Origin of the sequence: Nocardia wallacei (assembly GCF_029869545.1) — a bacterium.
Lineage (GTDB): Bacteria > Actinomycetota > Actinomycetes > Mycobacteriales > Mycobacteriaceae > Nocardia > Nocardia wallacei_A.
Window position 1 is genome coordinate 69,803 of record NZ_JARWQD010000210.1, and the last position, 20,781, is coordinate 90,583.

The 20,781-nt window shown below is 71.3% G+C and carries 18 protein-coding genes, 1 other RNA gene and 1 pseudogene; 10 read left to right on the plus strand and 10 right to left on the minus strand.

Annotated features, from left to right (window positions below):
• The first annotated feature begins 3 nt into the window (after positions 1 to 3).
• Positions 4 to 2,217: a thioester reductase domain-containing protein gene (locus QH290_RS17655; protein ID WP_280383993.1), complete on the plus strand. Its 2,214-nt coding sequence runs from the start codon at positions 4 to 6 to the stop codon at positions 2,215 to 2,217.
• Positions 2,214 to 3,281: an alpha/beta hydrolase gene (locus QH290_RS17660; RefSeq protein ID WP_280383995.1), complete on the plus strand. Its 1,068-nt coding sequence runs from the start codon at positions 2,214 to 2,216 to the stop codon at positions 3,279 to 3,281. Before QH290_RS17655 ends, QH290_RS17660 begins: the two co-directional genes overlap by 4 nt.
• 15 nt (positions 3,282 to 3,296) lie before the next feature.
• On the opposite strand, the gene QH290_RS17665 is transcribed toward QH290_RS17660, so the two are convergent.
• Complete coding sequence (locus QH290_RS17665) at positions 3,297 to 3,737, minus strand: OsmC family protein (protein WP_280267664.1); 441 nt, start codon at positions 3,735 to 3,737, stop codon at positions 3,297 to 3,299.
• Between the two features lie 118 nt (positions 3,738 to 3,855).
• On the opposite strand from QH290_RS17665, the gene QH290_RS17670 reads away from it, so the two are divergent.
• Together QH290_RS17670 and QH290_RS17675 are read left to right on the plus strand one after the other, a co-directional pair.
• Positions 3,856 to 4,593: a zinc ribbon domain-containing protein gene (locus tag QH290_RS17670; protein ID WP_280267665.1), complete on the plus strand. Its 738-nt coding sequence runs from the start codon at positions 3,856 to 3,858 to the stop codon at positions 4,591 to 4,593.
• Positions 4,551 to 5,909, plus strand: a complete 1,359-nt coding sequence (locus tag QH290_RS17675) for a bifunctional RNase H/acid phosphatase (protein WP_425303618.1) — start codon at positions 4,551 to 4,553, stop codon at positions 5,907 to 5,909. The genes QH290_RS17670 and QH290_RS17675 overlap by 43 nt, the downstream gene beginning before the upstream one ends.
• Before the next feature lie 48 nt (positions 5,910 to 5,957).
• On the opposite strand, the gene QH290_RS17680 is transcribed toward QH290_RS17675, so the two are convergent.
• On the minus strand, positions 5,958 to 6,428 hold the full coding sequence (locus QH290_RS17680) for a GNAT family N-acetyltransferase (protein ID WP_280383999.1): 471 nt from the start codon (positions 6,426 to 6,428) through the stop codon (positions 5,958 to 5,960).
• Between the two features lie 59 nt (positions 6,429 to 6,487).
• Positions 6,488 to 7,375 (minus strand): alpha/beta hydrolase, encoded by an 888-nt coding sequence (locus tag QH290_RS17685; RefSeq protein ID WP_280384001.1) that lies wholly within the window; start codon positions 7,373 to 7,375, stop codon positions 6,488 to 6,490.
• 354 nt (positions 7,376 to 7,729) lie between these two features.
• On the opposite strand from QH290_RS17685, the gene rnpB reads away from it, so the two are divergent.
• Both rnpB and QH290_RS17695 read left to right on the plus strand, forming a co-directional pair.
• Positions 7,730 to 8,136: RNase P RNA component class A (rnpB, locus tag QH290_RS17690), an RNA gene on the plus strand.
• Positions 8,137 to 8,517: 381 nt separating this feature from the next.
• Complete coding sequence (locus tag QH290_RS17695) at positions 8,518 to 9,216, plus strand: phosphoribosylanthranilate isomerase (RefSeq protein WP_280263757.1); 699 nt, start codon at positions 8,518 to 8,520, stop codon at positions 9,214 to 9,216.
• Here QH290_RS17695 and QH290_RS17700 read toward each other — a convergent pair.
• Positions 9,155 to 10,021, minus strand: coding sequence for a DMT family transporter (locus QH290_RS17700; protein WP_280263758.1), 867 nt, complete (start codon positions 10,019 to 10,021; stop codon positions 9,155 to 9,157). The genes QH290_RS17695 and QH290_RS17700 overlap by 62 nt on opposite strands.
• Positions 10,022 to 10,025: 4 nt before the next feature.
• On the minus strand, positions 10,026 to 11,339 hold the full coding sequence (locus QH290_RS17705) for a hypothetical protein (protein WP_280263760.1): 1,314 nt from the start codon (positions 11,337 to 11,339) through the stop codon (positions 10,026 to 10,028).
• A 431-nt stretch (positions 11,340 to 11,770) separates the two neighbouring features.
• Between QH290_RS17705 and QH290_RS17710 the strand changes: the two genes are divergently transcribed.
• Positions 11,771 to 13,183, plus strand: coding sequence for an alpha/beta fold hydrolase (locus tag QH290_RS17710; protein WP_280263762.1), 1,413 nt, complete (start codon positions 11,771 to 11,773; stop codon positions 13,181 to 13,183).
• Here the strand turns inward: QH290_RS17710 and QH290_RS17715 are convergent.
• Positions 13,180 to 14,211, minus strand: a complete 1,032-nt coding sequence (locus tag QH290_RS17715; RefSeq protein WP_280384003.1) for a saccharopine dehydrogenase family protein — start codon at positions 14,209 to 14,211, stop codon at positions 13,180 to 13,182. The genes QH290_RS17710 and QH290_RS17715 overlap by 4 nt on opposite strands.
• A 152-nt stretch (positions 14,212 to 14,363) precedes the next feature.
• Between QH290_RS17715 and QH290_RS17720 the strand changes: the two genes are divergently transcribed.
• From QH290_RS17720 to QH290_RS17730, 3 genes and pseudogenes are all read left to right on the plus strand, one after another.
• Positions 14,364 to 15,269, plus strand: a complete 906-nt coding sequence (locus QH290_RS17720) for an AraC family transcriptional regulator (RefSeq protein ID WP_280384005.1) — start codon at positions 14,364 to 14,366, stop codon at positions 15,267 to 15,269.
• An 810-nt stretch (positions 15,270 to 16,079) separates the two neighbouring features.
• Positions 16,080 to 16,412, plus strand: a complete 333-nt coding sequence (locus QH290_RS17725; protein WP_280263768.1) for a hypothetical protein — start codon at positions 16,080 to 16,082, stop codon at positions 16,410 to 16,412.
• A gap of 15 nt (positions 16,413 to 16,427) precedes the next feature.
• Positions 16,428 to 17,931: pseudogene (locus QH290_RS17730) on the plus strand (RNB domain-containing ribonuclease).
• Here QH290_RS17730 and QH290_RS17735 read toward each other — a convergent pair.
• From QH290_RS17735 to QH290_RS17750, 4 genes are all read right to left on the minus strand, one after another.
• Positions 17,919 to 18,791, minus strand: a complete 873-nt coding sequence (locus tag QH290_RS17735; protein ID WP_280266137.1) for a CHAD domain-containing protein — start codon at positions 18,789 to 18,791, stop codon at positions 17,919 to 17,921. The pseudogene QH290_RS17730 and the gene QH290_RS17735 sit on opposite strands and share 13 nt — an antisense overlap.
• On the minus strand, positions 18,791 to 19,750 hold the full coding sequence (gene pip / locus QH290_RS17740) for a prolyl aminopeptidase (RefSeq protein ID WP_280384007.1): 960 nt from the start codon (positions 19,748 to 19,750) through the stop codon (positions 18,791 to 18,793). The genes QH290_RS17735 and pip overlap by 1 nt, the downstream gene beginning before the upstream one ends.
• Positions 19,750 to 20,208: a hypothetical protein gene (locus QH290_RS17745; protein ID WP_280266135.1), complete on the minus strand. Its 459-nt coding sequence runs from the start codon at positions 20,206 to 20,208 to the stop codon at positions 19,750 to 19,752. Before QH290_RS17745 ends, pip begins: the two co-directional genes overlap by 1 nt.
• Positions 20,209 to 20,308: 100 nt before the next feature.
• Positions 20,309 to 20,781, minus strand: a 473-nt coding sequence (locus QH290_RS17750) for a hypothetical protein (protein WP_280384009.1), incomplete at its 5' end; no start/stop codon positions are given.

Below are 20,781 nucleotides of genomic sequence, written 5' to 3' on the forward strand. Positions count from 1 at the left end.
CCCGTGGACCACCATTCCCGCGCGGCATTCATCGAAACCGGCCAGCGCGACGGATCGAACATCGCCGACCTCCTGGCAGCCGCCCGCGGAACCCCAACCCCCGAACCCGAAGCCGCCGCCGAGCCCGCTGTCGCCATCACGTGGGATGTGGACTCGTTGGCGGCGGCGCTGACCCGCGTGGCCAATCGGTTCATCGCCGAACCCATCGCTCCCGGAACCGATTTCTTCGACGGGGGAGGGACATCGGTGGGGGCGGTGGAGTTCGTGGCGGCGGCGGCTCGGGAACTCGAGGTCGAGCTGAGCTTGGACGACGTGTTCGCCGATGCGCGGCCGCAGCGGCTGGCGCAGCGGTGGCTGGCCGAGCGAGGCATCGATACCGCCTCGGCGGCAACGGCCGTCGTTCCCGCCGAGGACGAGGACCTGCGCCGGATCATGGCCGATATCGCGGCCGCCGACAACCTGCCCTGGGTGGGCGCGCCGGAGAAGATCGCGCCCCGGCGCATCCTGCTGACCGGCGCCACCGGATTCCTCGGCAGCCACCTCCTGCTGGATCTGTTGCGCCACAGCGATGCCCATGTCGCCTGCCTGGTGCGCGCGGAGGACGACGAGGCGGCGCTGACCCGGCTGGGGGAGGCCCTGGCGAGCTTCCGGCTGCCCTGGTCGGCGGAGGTGCGCCGCCGGGTCACGGTGCTGGCGGGCGATATTCGGCGGCCGCGCCTCGGCCTGTCCGACGAGCACTGGGATGCGCTGGCCGTCGAGCTGGACGCCATCGTCAACGTCGCCGCCGCGGTGGATTTCCTGCGCGGCTACTCCTCACTGCGGCAGAGCAATGTGATCGGCCCGCTCACCCTCGCCGAACTGGCGACGACCGGCAGGACCAAACCGCTGCACCACATCTCGTCGATCGCGGTCTTCAACGAACTCGGCATCGAGTCGATGGGGGAGGACGATCCGGTCGCGCACATCGACAAGCTGGTGGCGGGCTACGACAAGACCAAATGGGCCGCCGAGGCGGCACTGCGCCGAGCCCGCGAACACGGCCTGCCCGTCACCTTCCTGCGTCCCGGCGGAATCGGCGGCCACACCGCGACCGGTGCGCACAACCCGCACGATCTGAGCAGCGCGTTCAGCGGCGCCTTCACCCGATTCCGCACCGCGCCCGCCTTCCGGTATCTCAATGTGGCCCCGGTGGATTGGGTCAGCCGGATCTCGGCGGCCATCGTCTGCGACCCGGCGGCGTGGGGTTACAACTATCACCTGACCGGCGTCCCCAGCGTCCTCGACGACGTCGTCCGCGAGATGTCGATCGCCGGAATGCCCCTGCGCGTACAACATTGGGAGGATTGGCGCGCGGAGACGTTGCACCGTATCCGAACCGAGCCGGTACCCGAGCTGGAATACCTGGCCCGGATCCTCGAGAACCCGGCCGCGCAACACCTGTGCGAGGCGTCGATGAACGTGCCCGCCGCCACCTGCGAGCGCACGCGCGCATTCATCGCCGAGCGCGACCTCCCGCCCGCCGAACGCTACGACGCCCGCGCCCAGCAGGCGACCGTGGAGCGGCTGGCGGCCGGTGGTGTCGCGCTGCTGCCCCGGCCCGCGGACACCCCGCACCTGTGGTTCCCCGAAACCCTCGAGGGCACCGTCGGCGACAGCCCGTGCTCGCTGTCGCTCACGCTGTCCATCGCGAGCATGTACCAGCTGACCACCGAGCGCCGCATCGACGTGAGCGGCGATATTCGCTGTCCGGCACTACATTCGAGCCCGCTCACGGTGGAATCCGGTGACGCCCTGGTCCGCCCGCACGCGGGCATTCCGCGTCGCCACGGCCTGCGCCATCCGCTGCTGCACTATCGGCTGCGGCTGCGTGACGCCGACGGGAACGCGTGGTGGCTGGAGGGCCGGAAGACCGCCGCGGCCCGCCGCGACTGGTGGCGGCAGACGCGCGCACTGACCGTCGAGATCGGCCGCGAAGGCGAAACAGCCACTCTCACAGGCGAAGTCGTCGTGCCGTCCGGCGGCTTCGTGGCGGATCAGATCGACGGCATCCGGACCAACCCCGCCCTCACCGAGCGGGAGGCGCGCACCGCCAAACTGCTCTGGCTCGGGTGGCTGTACTCCCAGGTCGGCCTCGGCCTCGCCGAACCCGTGCTGCGCGTCGGTGCCGACCTGCTCGACCTGCGCCAGGGCGCCCGATCGAAGGAGCTGACTCGATGACCCTGCTGCCCGCGACCCCGCCGCCGCCGGTCGAGGAGATCCCGCTGCGCGCGGGCGACGGCACCCGGCTCCGGCTGCGCCGCGTCGACACCGGCGACTCGACGCGTCCCGCGGTCCTGCTGCTGCACGGCCAGTCCGCCTCGTCGGAGATGTTCCGGCTGCCCGAGATTCGCAATATCGTCGACTCGCTGGTGGATGCCGGATACGAGCCGTGGCTGCTGGACTGGCGCGGCAGCAGCGCGCTGCCCTACAACGAGACCGGCGCCCGCTTCAGCTACGACGATGTCGCGATCTACGACATCCCCGATGCCGTCGCCCACATTCGCGGCGTCATCGGCGAGCGTCCGCTGTTCGTCGTCGCGCAGTGCATCGGCGCGCTCGCGCTGTCGATGAGCCTCGCGGCCGGGCTGCTGCCGGGCCTCGCCGGTGTCGTCGCGCAGGGGGTGTTCCTCACGCCCAAGCTGAGCGGACGCGCCCGCGTGCGGTCGGCGCTGGGCGGCGAACTGGCGCGGACCTGGATCGACCACATCCCGACCGACTTTCGCAAGGTCGGCCTGTGGTCGCGCTACACCCCGCTGTTCGCGGCCATGGCCCGCGGCGGCGACTGCGCCGACCCCACCTGCCGCCTGGTGCACAGGAACTGGGGTATGGGCGGGGAGCTGTTCGCCCACCGCAATCTGGACCGCCGCACCCATGACCGGCTGGCCGAGCTGCTCGGCCCGCTCCCGCTCTGGACACTGCCGCACATCCGGCGAGCCGAGTTGGCGCACACCATGGTTCGCTGGACCGAGCGGGACGACCGCTACCGCGCCCTCCCCGAGAACGCCCTCGATCATGCCGACCGGATCGACTGTCCCGTGCTGCTGCTGTCGGGCAGTGAGAACAAGTTCTGGCACGACTCCAACAGGCTCTGCCACGAGGTCCTCACCGCCCGCCACCCGAGCGTGGATGTGCGGTACATCGAGATCCCCGGCTACGGCCACCTGGACACCTTCATCGGCCGCGGCGCCGCCCTGGACGTCTTCGGTCACATCCTGGCGTTCCTCGACAGCACGCGGGGGTAGGTGGCCGCGCAGCCGCTATCCGGACGCGGTGATCGTGGGCTCGTGGTCGACCGGGAAATTCATCGAGTTGGCGATGAAGCAGCGCTTGTGGGCCTCGGCATGCAACTCGCGGGCGGCGTCGGTGTGCGCCGGATCGGTGATCGTGACCCGCGGGCGCAGGGTGACCTGGAGGAAACGCTGGTTGTTCATGGTGCCCTCGGCGGTGTCGCGGTAGTCGGTGACCACGATGCCCGCCTCGGTGCACAGATGCAGGTACCACAGCATGTGGCACTGCGACAGCGACGCGATCAGCAGCAGCTCCGGATTCCACCGGGTGGCATCGCCGCGCCCGATGACCGGGTCGGCGCTGCTCGGCAGCGGCGGGCGGCCGGGTGCGAATGCCTCGTGGTTGCGGGAGTAGGAGCGATAATCGGTGGTCGCCCCGCTCCACGCGACCTCCACCTCATAACGATGCATACCGACGACCCTGCCACACCGGAATCGCGTGCGCGGCGGAGTACGGTTGAACTTCGATGTCGGTCGCCCGACCGGGCCGCCGCAGAAACGTCCACAGTGTCGAGGAGTAAGTTCCGCGTTGAATGTCGAACCACCGATCCAGGCCAAGCTGCTCGATCTCGCCGCCGTCGACGCCGAGCTGACGCGGATCGAACACCGCCGCAAGGTGCTGCCCGAGGAGCAGGAGGTCCAGCGGCTGGAGCAGGAGCGCACCGCCCGCAAGGATGCGGCGGTGAAGGTCGAGATCCTGATCGATGATCTGGACCGCGACATCCGCAAGCTGGAGACCGAGGTCGACGGCGTCCGCAAGCGCGAGGAGCGCGACAAGGGCATGCTCGACAGCGGTGCCGTCGCCGCCAAGCAGCTGTCGGAGCTGCAGCACGAGCTCGGCAGCCTGCAGCGCCGCCGCACGGTGCTCGAGGACGACATGCTCGAGGTGATGGAGCGCCGCGAGGCGGCCGCCGCCGACCATCAGCACGCCGGGGCCAACCTGTCCAAGGCCGAACAGGACCTCGAGCAGGCACAGCGCCGCCGCGACGAGGCGCTGGCCGATCTCGAGGTCGCGGCCGGGCGCTGCGCCACCGACCGCGAGCGGCTGGTCACCGAGTTCGCCCCGGAACTGCTGGCGATCTACGACAAGCAGCGCGCCCAGCACGGTGTGGGCGCGGCGCTGCTGCAGGCCCGCCGCTGCGGTGCCTGCCGCATCGAACTCGATCGCGGCGAGATCGCCCGCATCGCCAAGACCGATCCGGCGGTCGTGGTGCGCTGTCCCGAATGCGGCGCGATCCTGGTGCGCACCAAGCAGTCCGGGTTGTGAGCCCGGCCGTGACGAAGGTGATCGTCGAGGCCGACGGTGGCTCGCGGGGAAATCCCGGACCGGCCGGATACGGCGCGGTGGTGTGGGATTGCGGGCATGCGCGGGTGCTGGCCGAGCGCCGCGAGGCGCTCGGGGTCACCACGAACAATGTCGCCGAATACCGCGGGCTCATCGCGGGTTTGGAGGCGGCCGCCGAGCTGGGCGCCGCTGAGGTCGACGTCCGGATGGACTCCAAGCTCGTGGTGGAGCAGATGTCGGGCCGCTGGAAGGTCAAGCACGCGGGCATGGTTCCGCTCGCCGACCGGGCCCGGCGGCTGGTCGCCGGATTCGACCGCGTGACGTTCGAATGGATTCCGCGCGCGGAGAACTCGCACGCCGACCGCCTCGCCAACGAGGCGATGGACGATGCGGACCTGGTCGAGGAGGTGCGTGCCGCGGAGGACGCCGGGCATGCGCCCGCCTCCGAGTCACGCGCGAAACCGGCGGCGGCGCAGGAAGATTCGCCCCCGCCGACCCGGATCGACGCGGGCGGTCCGGCCGTGGGCGCCGAGCGTGACATGCCCGGCTGGATCGACGAGGTCGCGGACGCGCAAGCGGCGCAGGCACAGTCGTCGTCCTCGGCGGGACACGAGGGGCCGGGCTCGCGGCGTCCGGCGGCGACCGGCGGGGCCGAAGCGACGGGGCCCGGGTGGACCGGGGCGCGCGGCCGTCCCACGCGGCTGTTGCTGCTGCGGCACGGACAGACGGAACTGTCTGTGCAGCGCCGGTATTCGGGCCGGGGCAATCCGCCGCTGACCGAGCTGGGCCGGGAGCAGGCGGCGCGGGCGGCGAAATATCTTGCGGCCAAGGGCGATATCGCGGCGGTCGTCACCTCGCCCCTCGGACGGGCGCGGGAGACGGCCGAGGCCGCGGCGCAGGCCCTCGATGCGCCGGTGCGGGTGCTCGACGGGCTGATCGAGACCGATTTCGGCGAGTGGGAGGGCCTGACGTTCTCCGAAGCGGCGCAGCGCGATCCGGAGCTGCACGCGCGATGGCTGGGCGATCCGTCGGTATCCGCGCCCGGCGGCGAGAGCTTCGACCAGGTGCGCGAGCGGGTCGAGGCCGTCCGCCGGGACCTGGTGGCGCTGTACCCCGGCCGGAACATCGTGGTCGTCAGCCACGTCACGCCCATCAAGACGCTGCTGCAGCTGGCGCTCGGCGTCGGCCCGTCCCTGCTCTACCGCCTGCACCTGGATCTGGCCTCGCTGTCGATGGCCGAGTTCTACCCGGACGGGGGCTCCTCGGTGCGTCTGGTGAACGACACGTCCTACCTGTAACGAGGCCAGTGGATTCCGGCCGAGAGCGTGCCGGAAATGTCAGTGCGGCTACAGTGCCCGGGCCATCTCGTATTCGATGCGCGGGTCGTCGGGAGAATTCGGCCTGCGCCGACCTGTGGGCGCGAAACCCCTTCTGCGATACAGCTTTTCCGCGGGAGTATTGCCGTCGAGCACCCACAGCCGCAGTTCCGCATGCCCGCCCGCGCGCGCCCAGTCCGCGACCGTCTCGATCAGCCGGTCCGACGTCCCGGTGCCCCGGGCGGCCGCCGCGACGAACATCGACACCAGCACGGCGAGGTCGTCCTCGAGCAGTCCGCCCGCACAGCCGAGCACATCGCCGCCGGACTCCGCGACGAACAGCGTCCGGCCCCCGGCCCATTGCCGCCAGCGTCGCTCGTCCCACAGCGCGGCCTCGTCGTACGAGTTCGCGAAGGTCCCGGGGGCGGATCCGGCGAGCGCACCCAGCCGCGCGGCCCGCACGACCCGCCAGTCCTCGGCGCCGACCTGTCGTACGATCATGATCCGATCGTGCCTCGCACCGGCCCGGCCCGGCAATCGAACGGCGCGTGAGAATCCCGCTAGGGCCGCAGCACCGAGACCAGGAATTCGGCCTGATCGTAGACCGCCTTCTCGAACCAGTCGTCGAAGTAGATGTCGAAATGCCCGATGGGATAACGCTTCACGACGGCGTGCTTGGTGCGTTCGGCGGCCTTGAGCGTCGGGCCGACGGGCGCGACCGAATCGTTGTCGCAGATCGCGTACATCACCGGCACCTTGATGCCCCTGGTGCGCCGCCACGGGGAATCGAACAGCGTCGACAGGCCGATGCGGGCGGCGACCTTCGGCTGGTACTGCTCGCTCTCCTCGGCCAGCCGGCCGAATCCCTCCGGCACGTCGGAGGCGCTCATCAGCGCCGAGGACCGCTTGCGCCCGGCCAGCCGCACGCCGACCGGTTTGCGCCGGATCGGGCCGATCAGCAGGTCGGTGGTCGCCACGGTGCCGGTCTTGATCAGGCTGATCGGCCCCTTCGCGCGCGCCGAGGCCCAGCCGCTGGTGAACGGGCACTGGGCGACCACGGCGGCCAGGTAGTCGTCCTCGTGCGCGATCGACAGCACGTGCCCGCCGCCGAAGGACGTGCCCCACAGGGCGATTCGGGTGGCGTCGAAGCCGCGCAGCGTGCGGGCGAAGGCGATCGCGGCCCGCCAGTCCTCGCGCTGGCGGCCGATGTTGATCAGCCGCCGCGGCGTGCCCCCGCTACCCCCGAAATGCCGGTAGTCGAAGACCAGCACGCCCATGCCGCTGTGGACGAACCGGCGCGCGTACCTGTCCAGGCCCATTTCCCGATCGGCCCCCAGACCGTGTGCCATGAGCACCAGCGGCCGCGGCTTGGGCGGACCGTCCGGGCGATAGAGCCACGCTGCACACTGTTCGCTTCCCGACGGGAACCCCACCTCGACACGCTCCATGGCCGAATACCGTACTGCGTTGCGGAATCGGCCCGCGACCTGGATCCCTAATCTTTTTCGGTTCGGTAATGAACGTTTCGGACGGCGTCAGGTGTGAGGTGTGCAGCTCGGCACAGGTGAGCGGCAGCGCGGGGACGACCCCGCGCAGGCCGTTGAAGTAGATCTCGTTCTGGTAGTCGCCGAACGCCACGCTGCCTCCTCTGCCGTTCTGCCGCCGCGATCATGTCACGCCGGACGGGGGCGAAGGCACCGCCGCCCGTCGCGGCGCCGCGGCCCGCGCAGATAGCCGCGATATCGGCGGCGCACCGGGGGTCGCGGGCCCGGCGCGCCGGGCGGACGGCACAATGGACCGGACGAGTCGGTCGGGCGACCGCGTCGGCAGGAACGGGCACGGCTGTGCCGCCGCCTGCCGCCGAGGAAAGTCCGGACTCCACAGAGCAGGGCGGTTGTTAACGGCAACCCGGGGTGACCCGCGGGACAGTGCCACAGAAAACAGACCGCCGGCGCGCGAGCGCCGGTAAGGGTGAAACGGTGCGGTAAGAGCGCACCAGCGCCCCGGGTGACCGGGGCGGCTCGGTAAACCCCGCCCGGAGCAAGGTCGAAGGCCGCACTCCCCGGAGTGCGGCTGCGCAGGCGTTCGAGGGCTGCTCGCCCGAGCCTGCGGGTGGGCCGCTCGAGGTGCCCGGCGACGGTGCACCCAGATGGATGGTCGCCCCCAGCGCACGCTGGGACAGGATCCGGCTTACAGACCGACTCGTCCCCACCCGCGGTCACTCCCTCGAGTTCGGGGTCTCGCCGACGCCTGCGGGACAGGCGCAGTATGGGGAGTGGCCCACAGCGACGGGCAGGATCGGGAAGCGGCCCCGAGTAGCCCACAGCGACGGGCAGGCTAATCGGATCGGGGGGTGAAGTCGTGTCTCGGGTGTGATCAGAGCGTGATATCCCTCGGGGCCCCCGGGTATCCATACTGAGGGGGCATGCATCAACGTCGACGCGGCCGCGCGGTGAAATCCGTCGGCACCGGAAGCCGGTCGTCACGGCCGCTCCGGGCGGTCCGGTGCCTGGCGCCGGTAGTTACAAGCGATCCTTCTCCGGCGTTAGCCCGCCGGATGCGGCACAGACTAGGCAGTATCGTGTGCCGGATGATCAACGTCCGAGCGAAGATTTGCGGCATCCGGAGCGAATCCGATCTCCGGGCCGTGGTCGCGGCTGACGCCGACGCGGCCGGATTCATCTCGGGCACAACCCATTTCAGCGAGGACGTGCTCTCCGCGGAGCATGCGCGCCGGCTGTCGCGGCTGGTGCCCGCGGCGATGGATCGCGTGCTGGTCACCCACCTCACCGACGCCGGCGAGGTGCTGCGGCTGGCCGATTACATCGAGGTGGACTGCATCCAGCTGCACGGCCTGATCACCCTCGACACGGTCCGCGCGGTGCGGGCGGGCGCCGCCGGTCGGCGGGTGATCCGCGCGGTGCACGTCACCGGGCCGCACGCGATCGGCACGGCGGTGGCGGTGGCCCCCGACTGCGACGGGATCGTGCTGGATTCGCGGTCGGCGGACCGCCTCGGCGGCACGGGCCGCACCCACGACTGGACGATCAGCGCCGCCATCGTCGACAAGCTCGCCGGGCCGGACTTCCCGGTGATGCTGGCCGGGGGCCTCAACCCGCGCAATGTCCGGGCGGCGATCGACGCGGTGCGGCCCTCCTGGGTCGACGTCAACTCCGGCGTGGACGACCGCGGCGGCGACAAGGACCAGTCGGCCTGCGCCGGATTCGTCAGGGCGGCACATGACGTCGAGGCGCCGACCGTTGCTCTAGCCCGACCGCCAGCAGAATGAGAACACCCGCGCCGACCGTCGCGGTGGTGAGCCGGGTGCCGGTGCACAGCGCGCCGACCAGCGCCGCCACCACCGCCTCGTTGAGTCCGATGATGCTGGCCGTCGCCGCGTCCAGCCGGCGCAGGGCCTGCCAGTAGAGCGCGAAACCGGGACCGAGCAGCAGGGCGCCGAGCGCGGCCAGCTCGGCCGCCACCACCGCGCTGGGCGGTTCGAGCGCCAGCAGCGGGCTGCCCGCGGTCCCGGCCAGCAGCAGCTGCAGTCCGGCCGAGGTGATCGTGTTGTTCGCCGTGGCCTTGCGCGCGATCAGGCTGACCAGCGCCGCCACGCAGCCCGCGCTCGCCAGCGCCAGCAGGCAGCCGAGCACCGCCGAACTCGCCCCGGCCCCGGCGGGCGGGCGGCCGGTGACCAGCCAGATCGCCACCGCGACCAGGATCAGCTCGAGCAGCACCGGCACGGTGGGCGGTCGCCGCCCGCGCAGCAGGGCGACGGTGATGATCAGCACGGGCGCGGTCAGGTGCAGGGCGACCACCACCGGCAGCGGGCCGATCCGCAGCGCGGCCACGTACAGCGCCAGGTTCGCCGCCTCCAGCGCGCCCAGCCGGGCGTACAGCGCGGGCTGGGCGGTGAGCGTGTCCCACGGCCGCTCCCCGCACAGCCGCGCGAGCACCAGCAGCGTCACCGCGCCGCCCAGCGCCACCAACCCCGCCGTGGCGGGCGCCGCGAGCGCGGCCAGCAGCGCGCTGGAGGTGCCCCACAGGCAGGTCACGGCCACCATCAGGGTGAGTGGAGCCAGCGGCGCGGTCACGACACTAGGTGAGCAGGAAAGAGATCACCGGCAGCACCAGCGCGGTGAACGCGGCGAATACGGAGGCGGCCACCCGCCGCTTCGGCAGCCGCGGGAATCGGGTCGCGAGCCCGCAGAAGGTGCCGAGGGCGATCAGCAGCGTGCCCCACACCACCAGCGCGCGGCTGGCGATCTTGCCGAGGTCGTCGTCGAAGCCGAAGCCGAGTCCGAAGACGGTCGCGCCCGCCGCGGCCCCGACCACCAGCAGCACCTCGCCCGCGGACGAATTCATCAGCATGGGACGGCCGCGCAGCGTCGCCACCGTCTGCGGGTCGGTGTGGTGGGCGCCGTCGGCGCGGCAGATCTCGTCGTAGACCTTCGCCGGATTGACCCGCTCGTTGATCGCGGGCCGGACCTGCAGCAGGGCCTCCAGCGCCTGGGTGGTGGCGTAGGAGGTGACCGGGCCCTCGGCCGAGATGCGGAATCCACCCCGGTAGATGGCCAGCGCGTCCACCTCCTGCATATCCAGCAGCTCGACCATGGCGGCGCGGACCGCGGGATCGAAGATGGTGCGGCTGTCGGCGGCCACCACCGCGCCGATGGCCAGGTGCAGGGTGATGTGGCGCCAGGTGTCGACGAGGTCGTCGCGGCGGAAGATCTCGGTCTCGATCTCGCATTCGGAGCGGCGCAGGCCGGTCATCAGCCGCTGCACCGCCAGCTCGCAGGCGCGTTCGGCGCGCTTGTCGCCGATGGCGACGATCTCCGGGCGCGACAGCACGCTCGCGATGTGCGCGGCCGCGTACATGGGCAGTGTCCGCGGCTCCTGGTACACCGCGGACACCAGGTAGGCGATGCCGTGCGAGATCGCCTGCTGCCGTTCGCCGTCGAAGGCGCCGTCGGCGATCAGCGCCAGCACCGCCGCCGCGGTCGCGGTGATCGACACCGGGCCCAGAAACCCGGACATCCGCCAGCCGCCGGTCTCGGAGTCCTGCTGGTCCAGCAGGGATCGGATGCCCTCGACCACACCGGAATCGGACTCCTCGACGCCCAGGCAGCGCAGGGCCCGCACCCGCCAGGCCACGTCGATGGGGGTGCGGAAGTACCACTCGTCGCCAACGGGGCGCTGCACCACCGTCATTCGGACCAGGGCGGCGACCTTCTCGGGGCGGGGGATCTCGCAGCCGGCGCGGTGCAGCATGCACACCACCTCGGCGGTGTTCTGCGGGTTGGGTGGCACATCGGGAATCCAGCCCCAGCCCGCGCCGCCGCTGAGGTGCGGGATCTGGCTGCTGCGCAGCCATTCCACCGCCATCCGGATACGTTCGTCGATGTTCGACACTGCCCTTCCGCCTTTGGAACTCGGCCCCGCTCACCGGTGGGGCGCTGGTAACTGCCACGTTACTCGGATGGTCCGACAATCGGAGCACTCTGACGAACGCCCGAATGAGTTGGTGGCGGCCATATTTCGTTTACATATCACGAACGGCTCGGTCTGCCCGGTGCCCGGCTACGGCGTCAATTCGCCAGGGCGCGAGGGAGTTCCAGGTTGGGGGTTGATGGTGGCCTACGGTACCGAAGGTTGCCGCGTATCACGGTGCGGCACAGGGTGGTTGGGTGCGTTACAGGGTCTAATCCGGCCTGCGTTCGAATTGCAATCTCGATGTAGGCCGGATTCGGTGCTTTCGGGGCTGTGGTCAGTTCCGAGGTTGCCCGGCAATTTGCGCGGCCAGAAAATATGCGGGACACGCACATTCGCGCGTACGGTGGGTTATGGCCTTCGCACCGGGGCTGCGGGAACGGAAGAAGCTGGCGACCCAGCGGGCGCTGGGCTGCGCCGCGATCGGGCTCGCGATGGAGCGGGGGCTGGAGAACGTCCTCGTCGAGGACATCGCGGCGGCCGCCGAGGTGTCGCCGCGGACGTTCAACAACTACTTCGCGAGCAAGTCCGAGGCCATCTGCTCGATCGCCGTGGACCAGGCGCGGCGCATCGCCGCGGCGCTGCGGGAGCGTCCGGTGACCGAACCGCTGTGGTCGGCGATCATCCACGCGGTGCTGCGCGAATTCGACGACAGCGACATCTCCCACCGCACCTGGATGGCGGGCGTCCGGCTGATCACGAAACACCCTGCGCTGCAGGGGGAATACCGCCGGGCGCAGGCCCTGATCCAGGAGTCGCTGGCGGCCGCGATCGCCGAGCGCACCGGGCGGACGGCCGCCGCCGACATGTATCCGCGCGTGGCGGCGGGCGCGGTCGCGGCGGCGCTCGACGTGGCCGCCGCGCGCTGGGTCGAGGCCGAGAACTCCACCACCATCCTGCCTTTCGTCCGGGATGCGCTGCGGCAGCTGACCCTCATGCACTGGGAGTTCCCGATGGACGTGCCCACCTCTCACACCCTGGCCGTGCCGGGGGCCACGCTGTACTACGAGGTCCGTGGCAGCGGCCCGGTGCTGCTGCTCATTCCCGGCGGCAACGGGGACGCGGGCGTCTTCGGTCCCGTCGCCGCGCTGCTCGCCGAGCGGTACACCGTGGTTTCCTATGACCGGCGCGGCTTTTCGCGCAGCCCGTGCGAGGGCGACCCGCAGCGGCGGGTGGAGCTGGACGCCGACGACGCCGCGCGGCTGCTGTCGCATCTGGCCGCCGAGCCCGCCGCCGTGCTGGGCAGCAGCTCGGGCGCGATCGTCGCCCTCGAACTGCTCGTCCGCCATCCCGAGCGGGTCCGCGCGCTGGTGGCGCACGAGCCACCGCTGGCGAGCCTGCTCCCGGACGCCGCGCGGTGGTTCGCCTTCTTCGACGACGTCCGCGCGGCCGACCGGCAGCAGGGCTCGGCGGCGGCGATGGCGAAATTCGCCGCCGGGGTCGGGTTACAGGCTCCCACCGGGGCCGGACCGTCCCAGCAGCAGGAGCGCATCCGCCGGAATCTACGGCTGTGGATGGATCAGGAACTCGGCCGTTTCCCGCGCCACGAACTCGATCTCGAGGCGTTGCGGCGCGCGGCGGCCAAGCTCGTACTCGCCGTCGGCACGGAATCCGGCGATGCCTTCGCCGCCCGCCCGAATGCCGTTCTCGCCCAACGCCTGACCCTGCCGACCGTGGAGTTCCCGGGCCACCACCTCGGCTACGTCACCCACCCGGCCGACTTCGCCGACCACCTGGTGAAGGTTCTCCAGGACCGAGCCCCCTAGGTGGTGAGTTCCACCTGCCAATCCACGTCCTCGGCCTTCAGGGCGTCGAGGAAGTCCGCCGGGGCGAATGCCTCGGAGGGGGTGCGGGTGCCCGTGGGGGCGGTGCAGGTGGCGAGGCGTTGCGCGCCCTCGACGGCTATCACGGCGGTGAGGCGGTAGCCGTCGGTGCCGGTGACCCAGCCGCGGGCGTGGGTGCCGTCGGGGGAGGATGCCTCGGCCAGCATCAGCCACCGGCTCGTGCGGCGCGTCTGCTCGTCGATGGCGATCGGGACCGTGTCGACGACCTCGGGGGTCAGGCTCGTCAAGAGTTCGGCGAGTTCGGCGCGGACGACGCCGCGGACCGCCCGGGTACGGACGTGGCGGGGAATGGTGACCACGCCGGGCAGCGCGAATCCGCTGACCCGCACCGGGTTCGGCTCCCCGGGCGGGACGATCGGCCGCGGCGCGGAGTCGCTCGCCGGGCGCCAGTCGCCGTCGGAGTACTCGAGCGGCCGCCGATCGAAGACCCCGGCCATCGAGCGGGCGGTGCCGCGGGTGACGCCGCCGGGCAGGCGCAGATCGGCGATGATCAGCTCGTCGACGGCGGGCAGGCGCGCGGCGGTGAGGTGGGCGATCAGATCTCCCGGCCCGCCGTCGTCGGCCAGGGCCGGGACCACGGTGATCCCCGCGCGCTCCGCCTCGGGGCCGAGCCGCCGCAGGACGTCGTGGATGTGGTGCTGTTCGCCGGAGGTGTCGACGTAGTGGCATCCGGCGGCGATGGCCGCGCGGACGACCGGCTCACCCCACCGCGCGAACGGCCCGGCGCAGTTCACCACGGCCGCGCATCCGGCGAATGCGGTTGCCAGCGTGGGGATGTCGTCGAGTCCGGCGATGCGGATATCGGGCTCCGGGATGCCCGCCGCCGCGGCGGCGGCACGCAGCCGCGCGGCGTCGCGGCCGACGAGTACCGGATCGATACCGCGGCGATGCACTTCGGCGACGGCGAACCCTCCGGTGAATCCGGTGGCGCCGTAGACGGCAATTCTCATGGGTGACCACTCCGTAGTCGTTCGAGGAGGTCCGACGGGGTGTCGGCTCAGAAATGGACGCTACGCACGGTTGTCCGGACGCTCCATATCCACTGTGCCGGAGAAGATGTCCGATCGTCCGGGATCGGCGAATCTGCCGGTACTATCGGACCGTGGATGTTCTCAGCGATGCCGTCGCGGCCATGCGCATCGGCACACCGCACTCGTCCCGCACGGAGAACCGCGCGCCGTGGGGCGTGCGCTTCGCGCCGCAGGAGGGTGCCGGTTTCCACGTGGTGCTGCAGGGGTCGTGCTGGCTGATTCCGGTGCGGGGCACGCCGATTCACCTCGAGGTCGGCGATGTGGTGTTCCTGCCCCGCGAGCTCGGCCATGCGCTCGCCGACAGCCCGGACACCCCGCTGGCGGACGCGGAGCCGTCGGCCGACGGACCGACCTGGCAGCCCGCGGCCACGACATCGACGGGCCCGGTGACCGTATTGCTGTGTGGCGCTTACCGTCTGGATCAGAGCCGCGTGCATCCGCTGCTGGCCGAGCTGCCCGATGTCGTCCACCTGCCCGCCCGGCTCGGGCGGCACCCGTCGCTGCGCGGCGCGATCGAACTACTCGGACGGGAGCTGGATACCGATGCGCCGGGCGGGTCCGGAGCGATCTCCGCATTGCTGGAGGTGTTGCTGCTCTACCTGTTGCGGGCGTGGCATCAGGAGCAGCCCGGCACCTCGGGATGGAGCGCCGCACTGCGCGACGGCGCGATCCGCGCGGCGCTGCAGGCCGTCCATCGCGATCCCGCCGCGCCGTGGACGGTGAAATCGCTTGGTGCGCAGGCGGGTCTGTCCCGCTCGACGTTCGCGGACCGCTTCACCGCCACCGTCGGGGTGAGCCCGCAGGCGTATGTGACGTGGTGGCGGATGACCGTGGCGGCGCGCCTGCTGCGCGATACCGACGAGACGCTGCGGGTGGTCGCCGCCCGCTGCGGCTACACCTCCGAATACGCCTTCGCCAAGGCCTTCAAGCGCGAATTCGGCACGGCGCCCGGACGTTTCCGTCACCGCGCCGCCTGAGAACCGGGAGACTCTCCCGAGACAGCAACGGCGGCACCCGTGTCGGGTACCGCCGTGGAGCCGGGACGTCGTCAGCCGGCGGGGTTGATCACGAGAATCTGGGCCCAGTAGGCGGCCTGCTCGGGGCCGAGCAGCGGCAACAGGTAGTCGTAGACGATGGACGACATACGGTGCGGAACTCCCTTATTTCTCGACGATGGGGACGATGACTAGCGCGCGCCACAGTAACAGCGCGTGCGGGCCCGCGCACGACCGGCGGAAATCGGCCGTTGTGCGGGGGATCGGCCCCGGTGGGTGTCCGGCGCGGGCGTGGTGGGCTCGCGAACGTTGCTGCCGTCGGCGGAAGCTTCCGGATGGCTGGACGGACTCGGCCGTCCGTTCTGTCTGGAAGCTGCCCACTTGTCCCATATGTCATAGCTGTCGGCTCTTGATCGCGGGGGGTATTGCGGGCCGCGCGACTTGCTCGTGGGTTGCGGCCGGGGTGGGCGCTACCCTCGATACCGCTTCCGAGTAGCCTCGAAGGGGTTGAAAGTCGACCGCCCGGTTCCTCCCTGGGGGTCTATCCTAGGCCGCAGGTCTTCGGGCTCCGCATGCCATCGAAGCGACCGACACGCCCCTGTAACTTCGCGGAATTCGGCCATGAGCGGCACGGAAGCCGTAGCAGGCGGCCTGTCCGAGGCGGTGTTCCGTCGGTAACTGGCCGGATGGGTGATCGACGTCATAAAGTGTTGCGCGTTGGAAAGTTCCGTTGCTGGGGGTGGTAACGGGGCTGTGGGTGTCAACGAACGTCGGAAAGCAGGTTCTGTCTCTATGCGAGTAGTTCGCAAGCTGGTTGCCGGTGCGCTGATCGCCGGTGCTGCTTCGGTTTTGGGTGTCCTGGGGGCCGGGTCCGCTAACGCGGTCGCGGTTACCCCGCTGCCCGGTGGGATGCAGGTCGATCTGAACCACGGTGACACCCAGTGGGTGCACCAGAATCGCATCGGGCAGGCGCTCTCGGGCCTGCCGCACCCGTCGGCGGCGTCGTTCGGGCAGGCGCTCGACGCGGCGTCGGGTCTGTCCTCGCAGTACCCGGACGGGCGTGTGGTGTTCACCGTGTACGGGCCGTTCGACAGGTTGAGCGGCACCATGCTGGCGCTGCAGTAGTTTCAGCGCATCCGCGTGGAGCTCCATCAGAGGATCGTGTCGGCGCCGGTCGATTTCGGCGCCGTGCGAACCGAATTCGGGCCGGGGGGGGGGGGGGGGGGCGGCGGCGGGGGGGGGGGGCCCCCCCCCCCGGCCCCCGGCGGGGCGGGCCCCCCGCGGGGCCGCCCCCCCCCACCGCGGGTGGGTCCCGCCCCACCCGCCCGGCGCACCGGATCTGGACCAGGCGCTGTATCTCGAACGCACCCCCACCGGCTTCCTGCTGCAGTACGCGATCGCGGACGTGGGTGCGGTCATCGACCCCGGCGGGGCGCTCGCCCGCGAATCACTGGCCCGGGGACAGACTTTCTACATGCCCGACGGCACCGTGCCGCTGCATCCGCCGGTGCTGTCGGAGGGATCGGGCAGCCTGCTGCCGGATCGGGACCGACCGGCCGCGCTGTGGACCATCGAATGCGACGAACGGGCCGAGCCGATCCGATTCTCGGTGACCCGGGCGCTGGTGCGCTCGCGGGCCCGGCTCGACTACGCGGGCGTCCAGGGCGACGCCGACGCCGGTCGCCTGCACCCCTCGATCGCCGCGCTGCCCGAATTCGGGCGGCTGCGCATCGAGGCCGGGCTGGCCCGCGGCGCGATCGGGCTGCGGCTGCCCGCCCAGACCGTGGTGCGCGACGGACGCAATCACGCGCCCGACGGCACCGAGCACTGGCAGCTGATCGTCGAACCGCGCACCGCGGCCGACGACTGGAACGAACAGGTGTCCCTGCTGACCGGCATCTGCGCGGCCCGAATCATGCTGGGGGACTTGGGAATCGGTGCCGACGCTCCCTTCGCGCCGATCGGCCTGCTGCGCACCATGCCCGCGCCGCCGCAGTCGGCGATCGACTCCATTCGCCGCACCGCCGCCGCCCTCGGACTCGACTGGCCCGCCGACGCCCCGGTCGGCCGCATGCTCGCGGGCATGGACCCCAACTCGCCCGCGGCCCTGGTGCTGATGTCGGAGGCCACCGGCCTGCTGCGCGGCGCGAGCTACACCGTCCTCGCGGGTGAGATCCCGGATGTGGTGCAGCACAGCGGGATCGGCGCCCCCTACGCCCACGCGACCGCCCCGCTGCGCCGCCTGGCCGACCGCTTCGTCACCGAGATCTGCCTGGCCCGCTGCGCGGGCACGCCGGTCCCGGAGTGGGTCCGCGCGGGTCTGGCCCCGGTCGCCGAGTCGATGCGCCGCAGCGACGCTCTCGCGGGCAGACTCGAACGCGCCTGCCTGGACCTCACCGAATCCACCGTGCTCGCCGACCGCCTCGGCGCCGATTTCGACGCCATCGTCGTGCGCGAGGGCAACGGCACCCGCCGCGCCGAGGTCTTCGTCGCCGACCCTCCGGTTCTCGCCAAATGCACCGGCTCACCCCCGGAAGGCCGACGCGTCCGCATCCGCCTCGTCGAATCCGACCCCACCAGCCGCACAGTCCTCTTCCAGTTCCCCACCCCCGACCACCCCGGGGAGTCGGGTCAGTCGCCGTAGTTGTGGCGGAGGAAGGCTGCTGCGGCGGGGTATTGGTCGAGGGCCTTGCGGGCGGCGGCGGATTCGGCCTCGTAGAGGTGGGTGTAGGCGGTGGTGTCGGTGCCTCGGGAGGCTGCGGCGGTGGCGCGGGCGTGGATGGTGTCCATGGCCTCGACGGCGTCGCGGTGGTCGCCCAGGACGCTCTGCAGCTTCTTGGCGCGGGCGGACAATTCGACGGCCGGGCCGTCGAGCACCGCGACGGCGGCATCGGCGGAATACCGTAGCCGCTTGGCGGACTTGCGGATTTCGTGCAGGTGCTCGATGCGGTCGGGATCCTCCGTGCCGGGCTCTTCGGCCACCAGGCCGCGCAGGCGGCGGAAGTCGTCGCGCAGCACCCCGGAGAATTGCCGGGCCGCGTCGGCCCGTGCCCGCTTGCCGCGCAGCGGAGGGTCGCTCCGCAGGGCCTGCACCCGCTTGCGCAGGCGCGCGTAGCGGGCACCGTCGAGTGCCTGGAGGATCTCCCGGTGCGCCTCGGTGTATCTGGCGCGTTCCTCGGCGACCAGCGACCGGCAGGCCCGCCGCTCCTCGGCGGGCTGCTGCTCGAGGAGCGCGGCGAACCGTTCCGCGCGCACCTCCGCGTCGCGCGCCACCCCGAGCAGGCCCGCCAGCCAGCGCAGTTCGTCGCGGAGTTCGTCGATCCGGGTGCGGTGGAACATCTTCCGGTACGAGCGCAGCACGCTGCGCAGCCGCCGGGTCGCGACTCGCATCTGATGCACCGAGTCCGGAAGGTCTTCGCGCACTTCGGGTTCGGCCGACAACAACCGGCCCACGTCGGCGTCGAGGGCGGCGCGGAGGGCGGGGCCGGTTGTCGTCGTGCTCATCAGGTGCTCCGGAACTTGTCGGTGGCCTCCACCAGATGGTGGGTGATGCCGGGCTCACTGGCGGCGTGACCGGCGTCGCCGACCAGGTGCAGCGTCGAGGTCGGCCACGCCCGGTGCAGGTCCCACGCGCTGACCGCGGGGCACACGATGTCGTGGCGGCCCTGCACGATCACGGCGGGGATGTGGGCGATGCGGTCGATATCGCGCAGCAGCTGGCCGTCGTCGAGGAAGCCGCCGTTGACGAAATAGTGGTTCTCGATGCGCGCGAAGGCCAGCGCGAACCGGGGCTCCGCCGTCTCGGCGACCCGATCGGGTTGCGGCAGTAGCGAACTCGTCGCCCCCTCCCAGGTCGACCAGGCGACGGCTGCCGCGGTGGCGACCTCGGGATCGGGGGAGTGCAGCAGCCGGTGGTAGGCACTCACGAGATCTCCCTGACGGTCCGGTTCCGGCACCGGGGCCAAGAACTTTTCCCACTGGTCAGGATAGACGTACCCGGCCGAGCCGTTGTAGTACCAGTCGATCTCCTTGCGCCGCAACAGGAATATGCCGCGCAGCACCAGCTCGGTCACCCGGTCCGGATGGGTCTGGGCGTAGGCCAGCGCCAGCGTGGAACCCCAGGAGCCGCCGAACACCTGCCACCGCTCGATGCCCAGATGCGTTCGCAGTTTCTCGATATCGGCGACCAGATGCCACGTGGTGTTGGTCTCGAGGCTCGCGCCGTCGGCGATGTGCGGGGTGGACCGGCCACAGCCGCGCTGGTCGAACAGCACGATCCGATAGGCCTGCGGGTCGAAGAACTGCCGGTGGAAGGGTGCGGTGCCGCCGCCGGGCCCGCCGTGCAGGAACACCACGGGCTTACCGGTGGGATTGCCGCTCTCCTCCCAGTAGATCCGCTGGCCGTCGCCGACGTCGAGCAGGCCCTCGCGGTGCGGTTCCAGGGGCGGGTACAGCGTGCGCATCAGAAGGCGATCCCCGAGGCCAGGTCCGGCAGCTCCAGCGCCTGCAGCGCCTGGGTGCGGACGTCCGAGCAGCTCGCGGTCGTGATCCGGTCGACGACCGCCTTGTCGGCGAGCACGCGCCCGTTGATACCGCCGTTCTGGGCCGCCCACTCGTGGACGGTGATGTTCCACGCGACCCGGCCCAGCGTCGGCCCCTGCACCCGCCAGTCCGACAGCTGCGGCTGGATCTTGTCGCACAGCGCCTTGGCGGCCTGGTCGGGCACGTCGACGGCGCCCGGGGTCGTGGTGGCGGTCGCGGTGGCCGACCCGCTGCCGCGTGCGGTGGTGGTTGCCGATGCGCCGGACCCGTCGGACTCCGGCGATCCGGGCGTGCCGCCCCCACATCCGGCGATCAGTGCAACGGCGGCCATCCCGGCCGCGCCCAGCGCCCCGCGAGTCATCCAACGGCTCTGCGACATCTGTTCCCTCTACTCGTTCATTCTCGGTCGGATACCGAGTCTGCCACCGATCGGAGCGGAGTGCCGTTCCCGTGGTTGACGCTGCGGATGCCTCGGGGCGTCAGGCGAAGTTGTCCCGTAGCTGGTCCACCAGCTCGGCGACGAACGGCGCGAAGTGCCCGGCGGGTGCTCCGGGGGAGGTGTCGAAGCCGAGGAAGGGGTACAGCGCGGTGAGCGGTGCCAGGCGTTCGGCGAGGGCGATCTCGGCCGCGGTGACGGTGCTCACGGCACGCCAGGCGTCGAAATAGTCCTCGCGATGCGGGTCTGCGAGTGTGCGTGCGGACAGGAACGGATGGGTGATCACCGCATCGCCCCAGTCGAACAGGTATCCGCCGGTGGCGAAGACGTGCCCGGGGAACAGGTCGTTGTGCTCGACGGTCAGGCGGCCGTAGGCCGCGAGTGCGGCGGCGGGCCCCGCGCTTGGGGGGGCGCGGGCGGGGGGCGGGTACACGTATCGGCGGGTGACGGGGATAACCCGCGCGGGGGGCAGCTTAGGCGGCCCCGGGCCCCGCCCCACCACGCCCGGGCGGGGAA

Coding starts and splice junctions, on each gene's coding strand:
- QH290_RS17660 (WP_280383995.1), top strand. CDS start 2,214: ATGACCCTGCTGCCCGCGACCCCGCCGCCGCCGGTCGAGGAGATCCCG.
- QH290_RS17665 (WP_280267664.1), bottom strand. CDS start 3,737: ATGCATCGTTATGAGGTGGAGGTCGCGTGGAGCGGGGCGACCACCGAT.
- QH290_RS17675 (WP_425303618.1), top strand. CDS start 4,551: ATGCGGCGCGATCCTGGTGCGCACCAAGCAGTCCGGGTTGTGAGCCCG.
- QH290_RS17680 (WP_280383999.1), bottom strand. CDS start 6,428: ATGATCGTACGACAGGTCGGCGCCGAGGACTGGCGGGTCGTGCGGGCC.
- QH290_RS17685 (WP_280384001.1), bottom strand. CDS start 7,375: ATGGAGCGTGTCGAGGTGGGGTTCCCGTCGGGAAGCGAACAGTGTGCA.
- QH290_RS17695 (WP_280263757.1), top strand. CDS start 8,518: ATGATCAACGTCCGAGCGAAGATTTGCGGCATCCGGAGCGAATCCGAT.
- QH290_RS17710 (WP_280263762.1), top strand. CDS start 11,771: ATGGCCTTCGCACCGGGGCTGCGGGAACGGAAGAAGCTGGCGACCCAG.
- QH290_RS17715 (WP_280384003.1), bottom strand. CDS start 14,211: ATGAGAATTGCCGTCTACGGCGCCACCGGATTCACCGGAGGGTTCGCC.
- QH290_RS17725 (WP_280263768.1), top strand. CDS start 16,080: ATGCGAGTAGTTCGCAAGCTGGTTGCCGGTGCGCTGATCGCCGGTGCT.
- QH290_RS17735 (WP_280266137.1), bottom strand. CDS start 18,791: ATGAGCACGACGACAACCGGCCCCGCCCTCCGCGCCGCCCTCGACGCC.
- pip (WP_280384007.1), bottom strand. CDS start 19,750: ATGCGCACGCTGTACCCGCCCCTGGAACCGCACCGCGAGGGCCTGCTC.
- QH290_RS17745 (WP_280266135.1), bottom strand. CDS start 20,208: ATGTCGCAGAGCCGTTGGATGACTCGCGGGGCGCTGGGCGCGGCCGGG.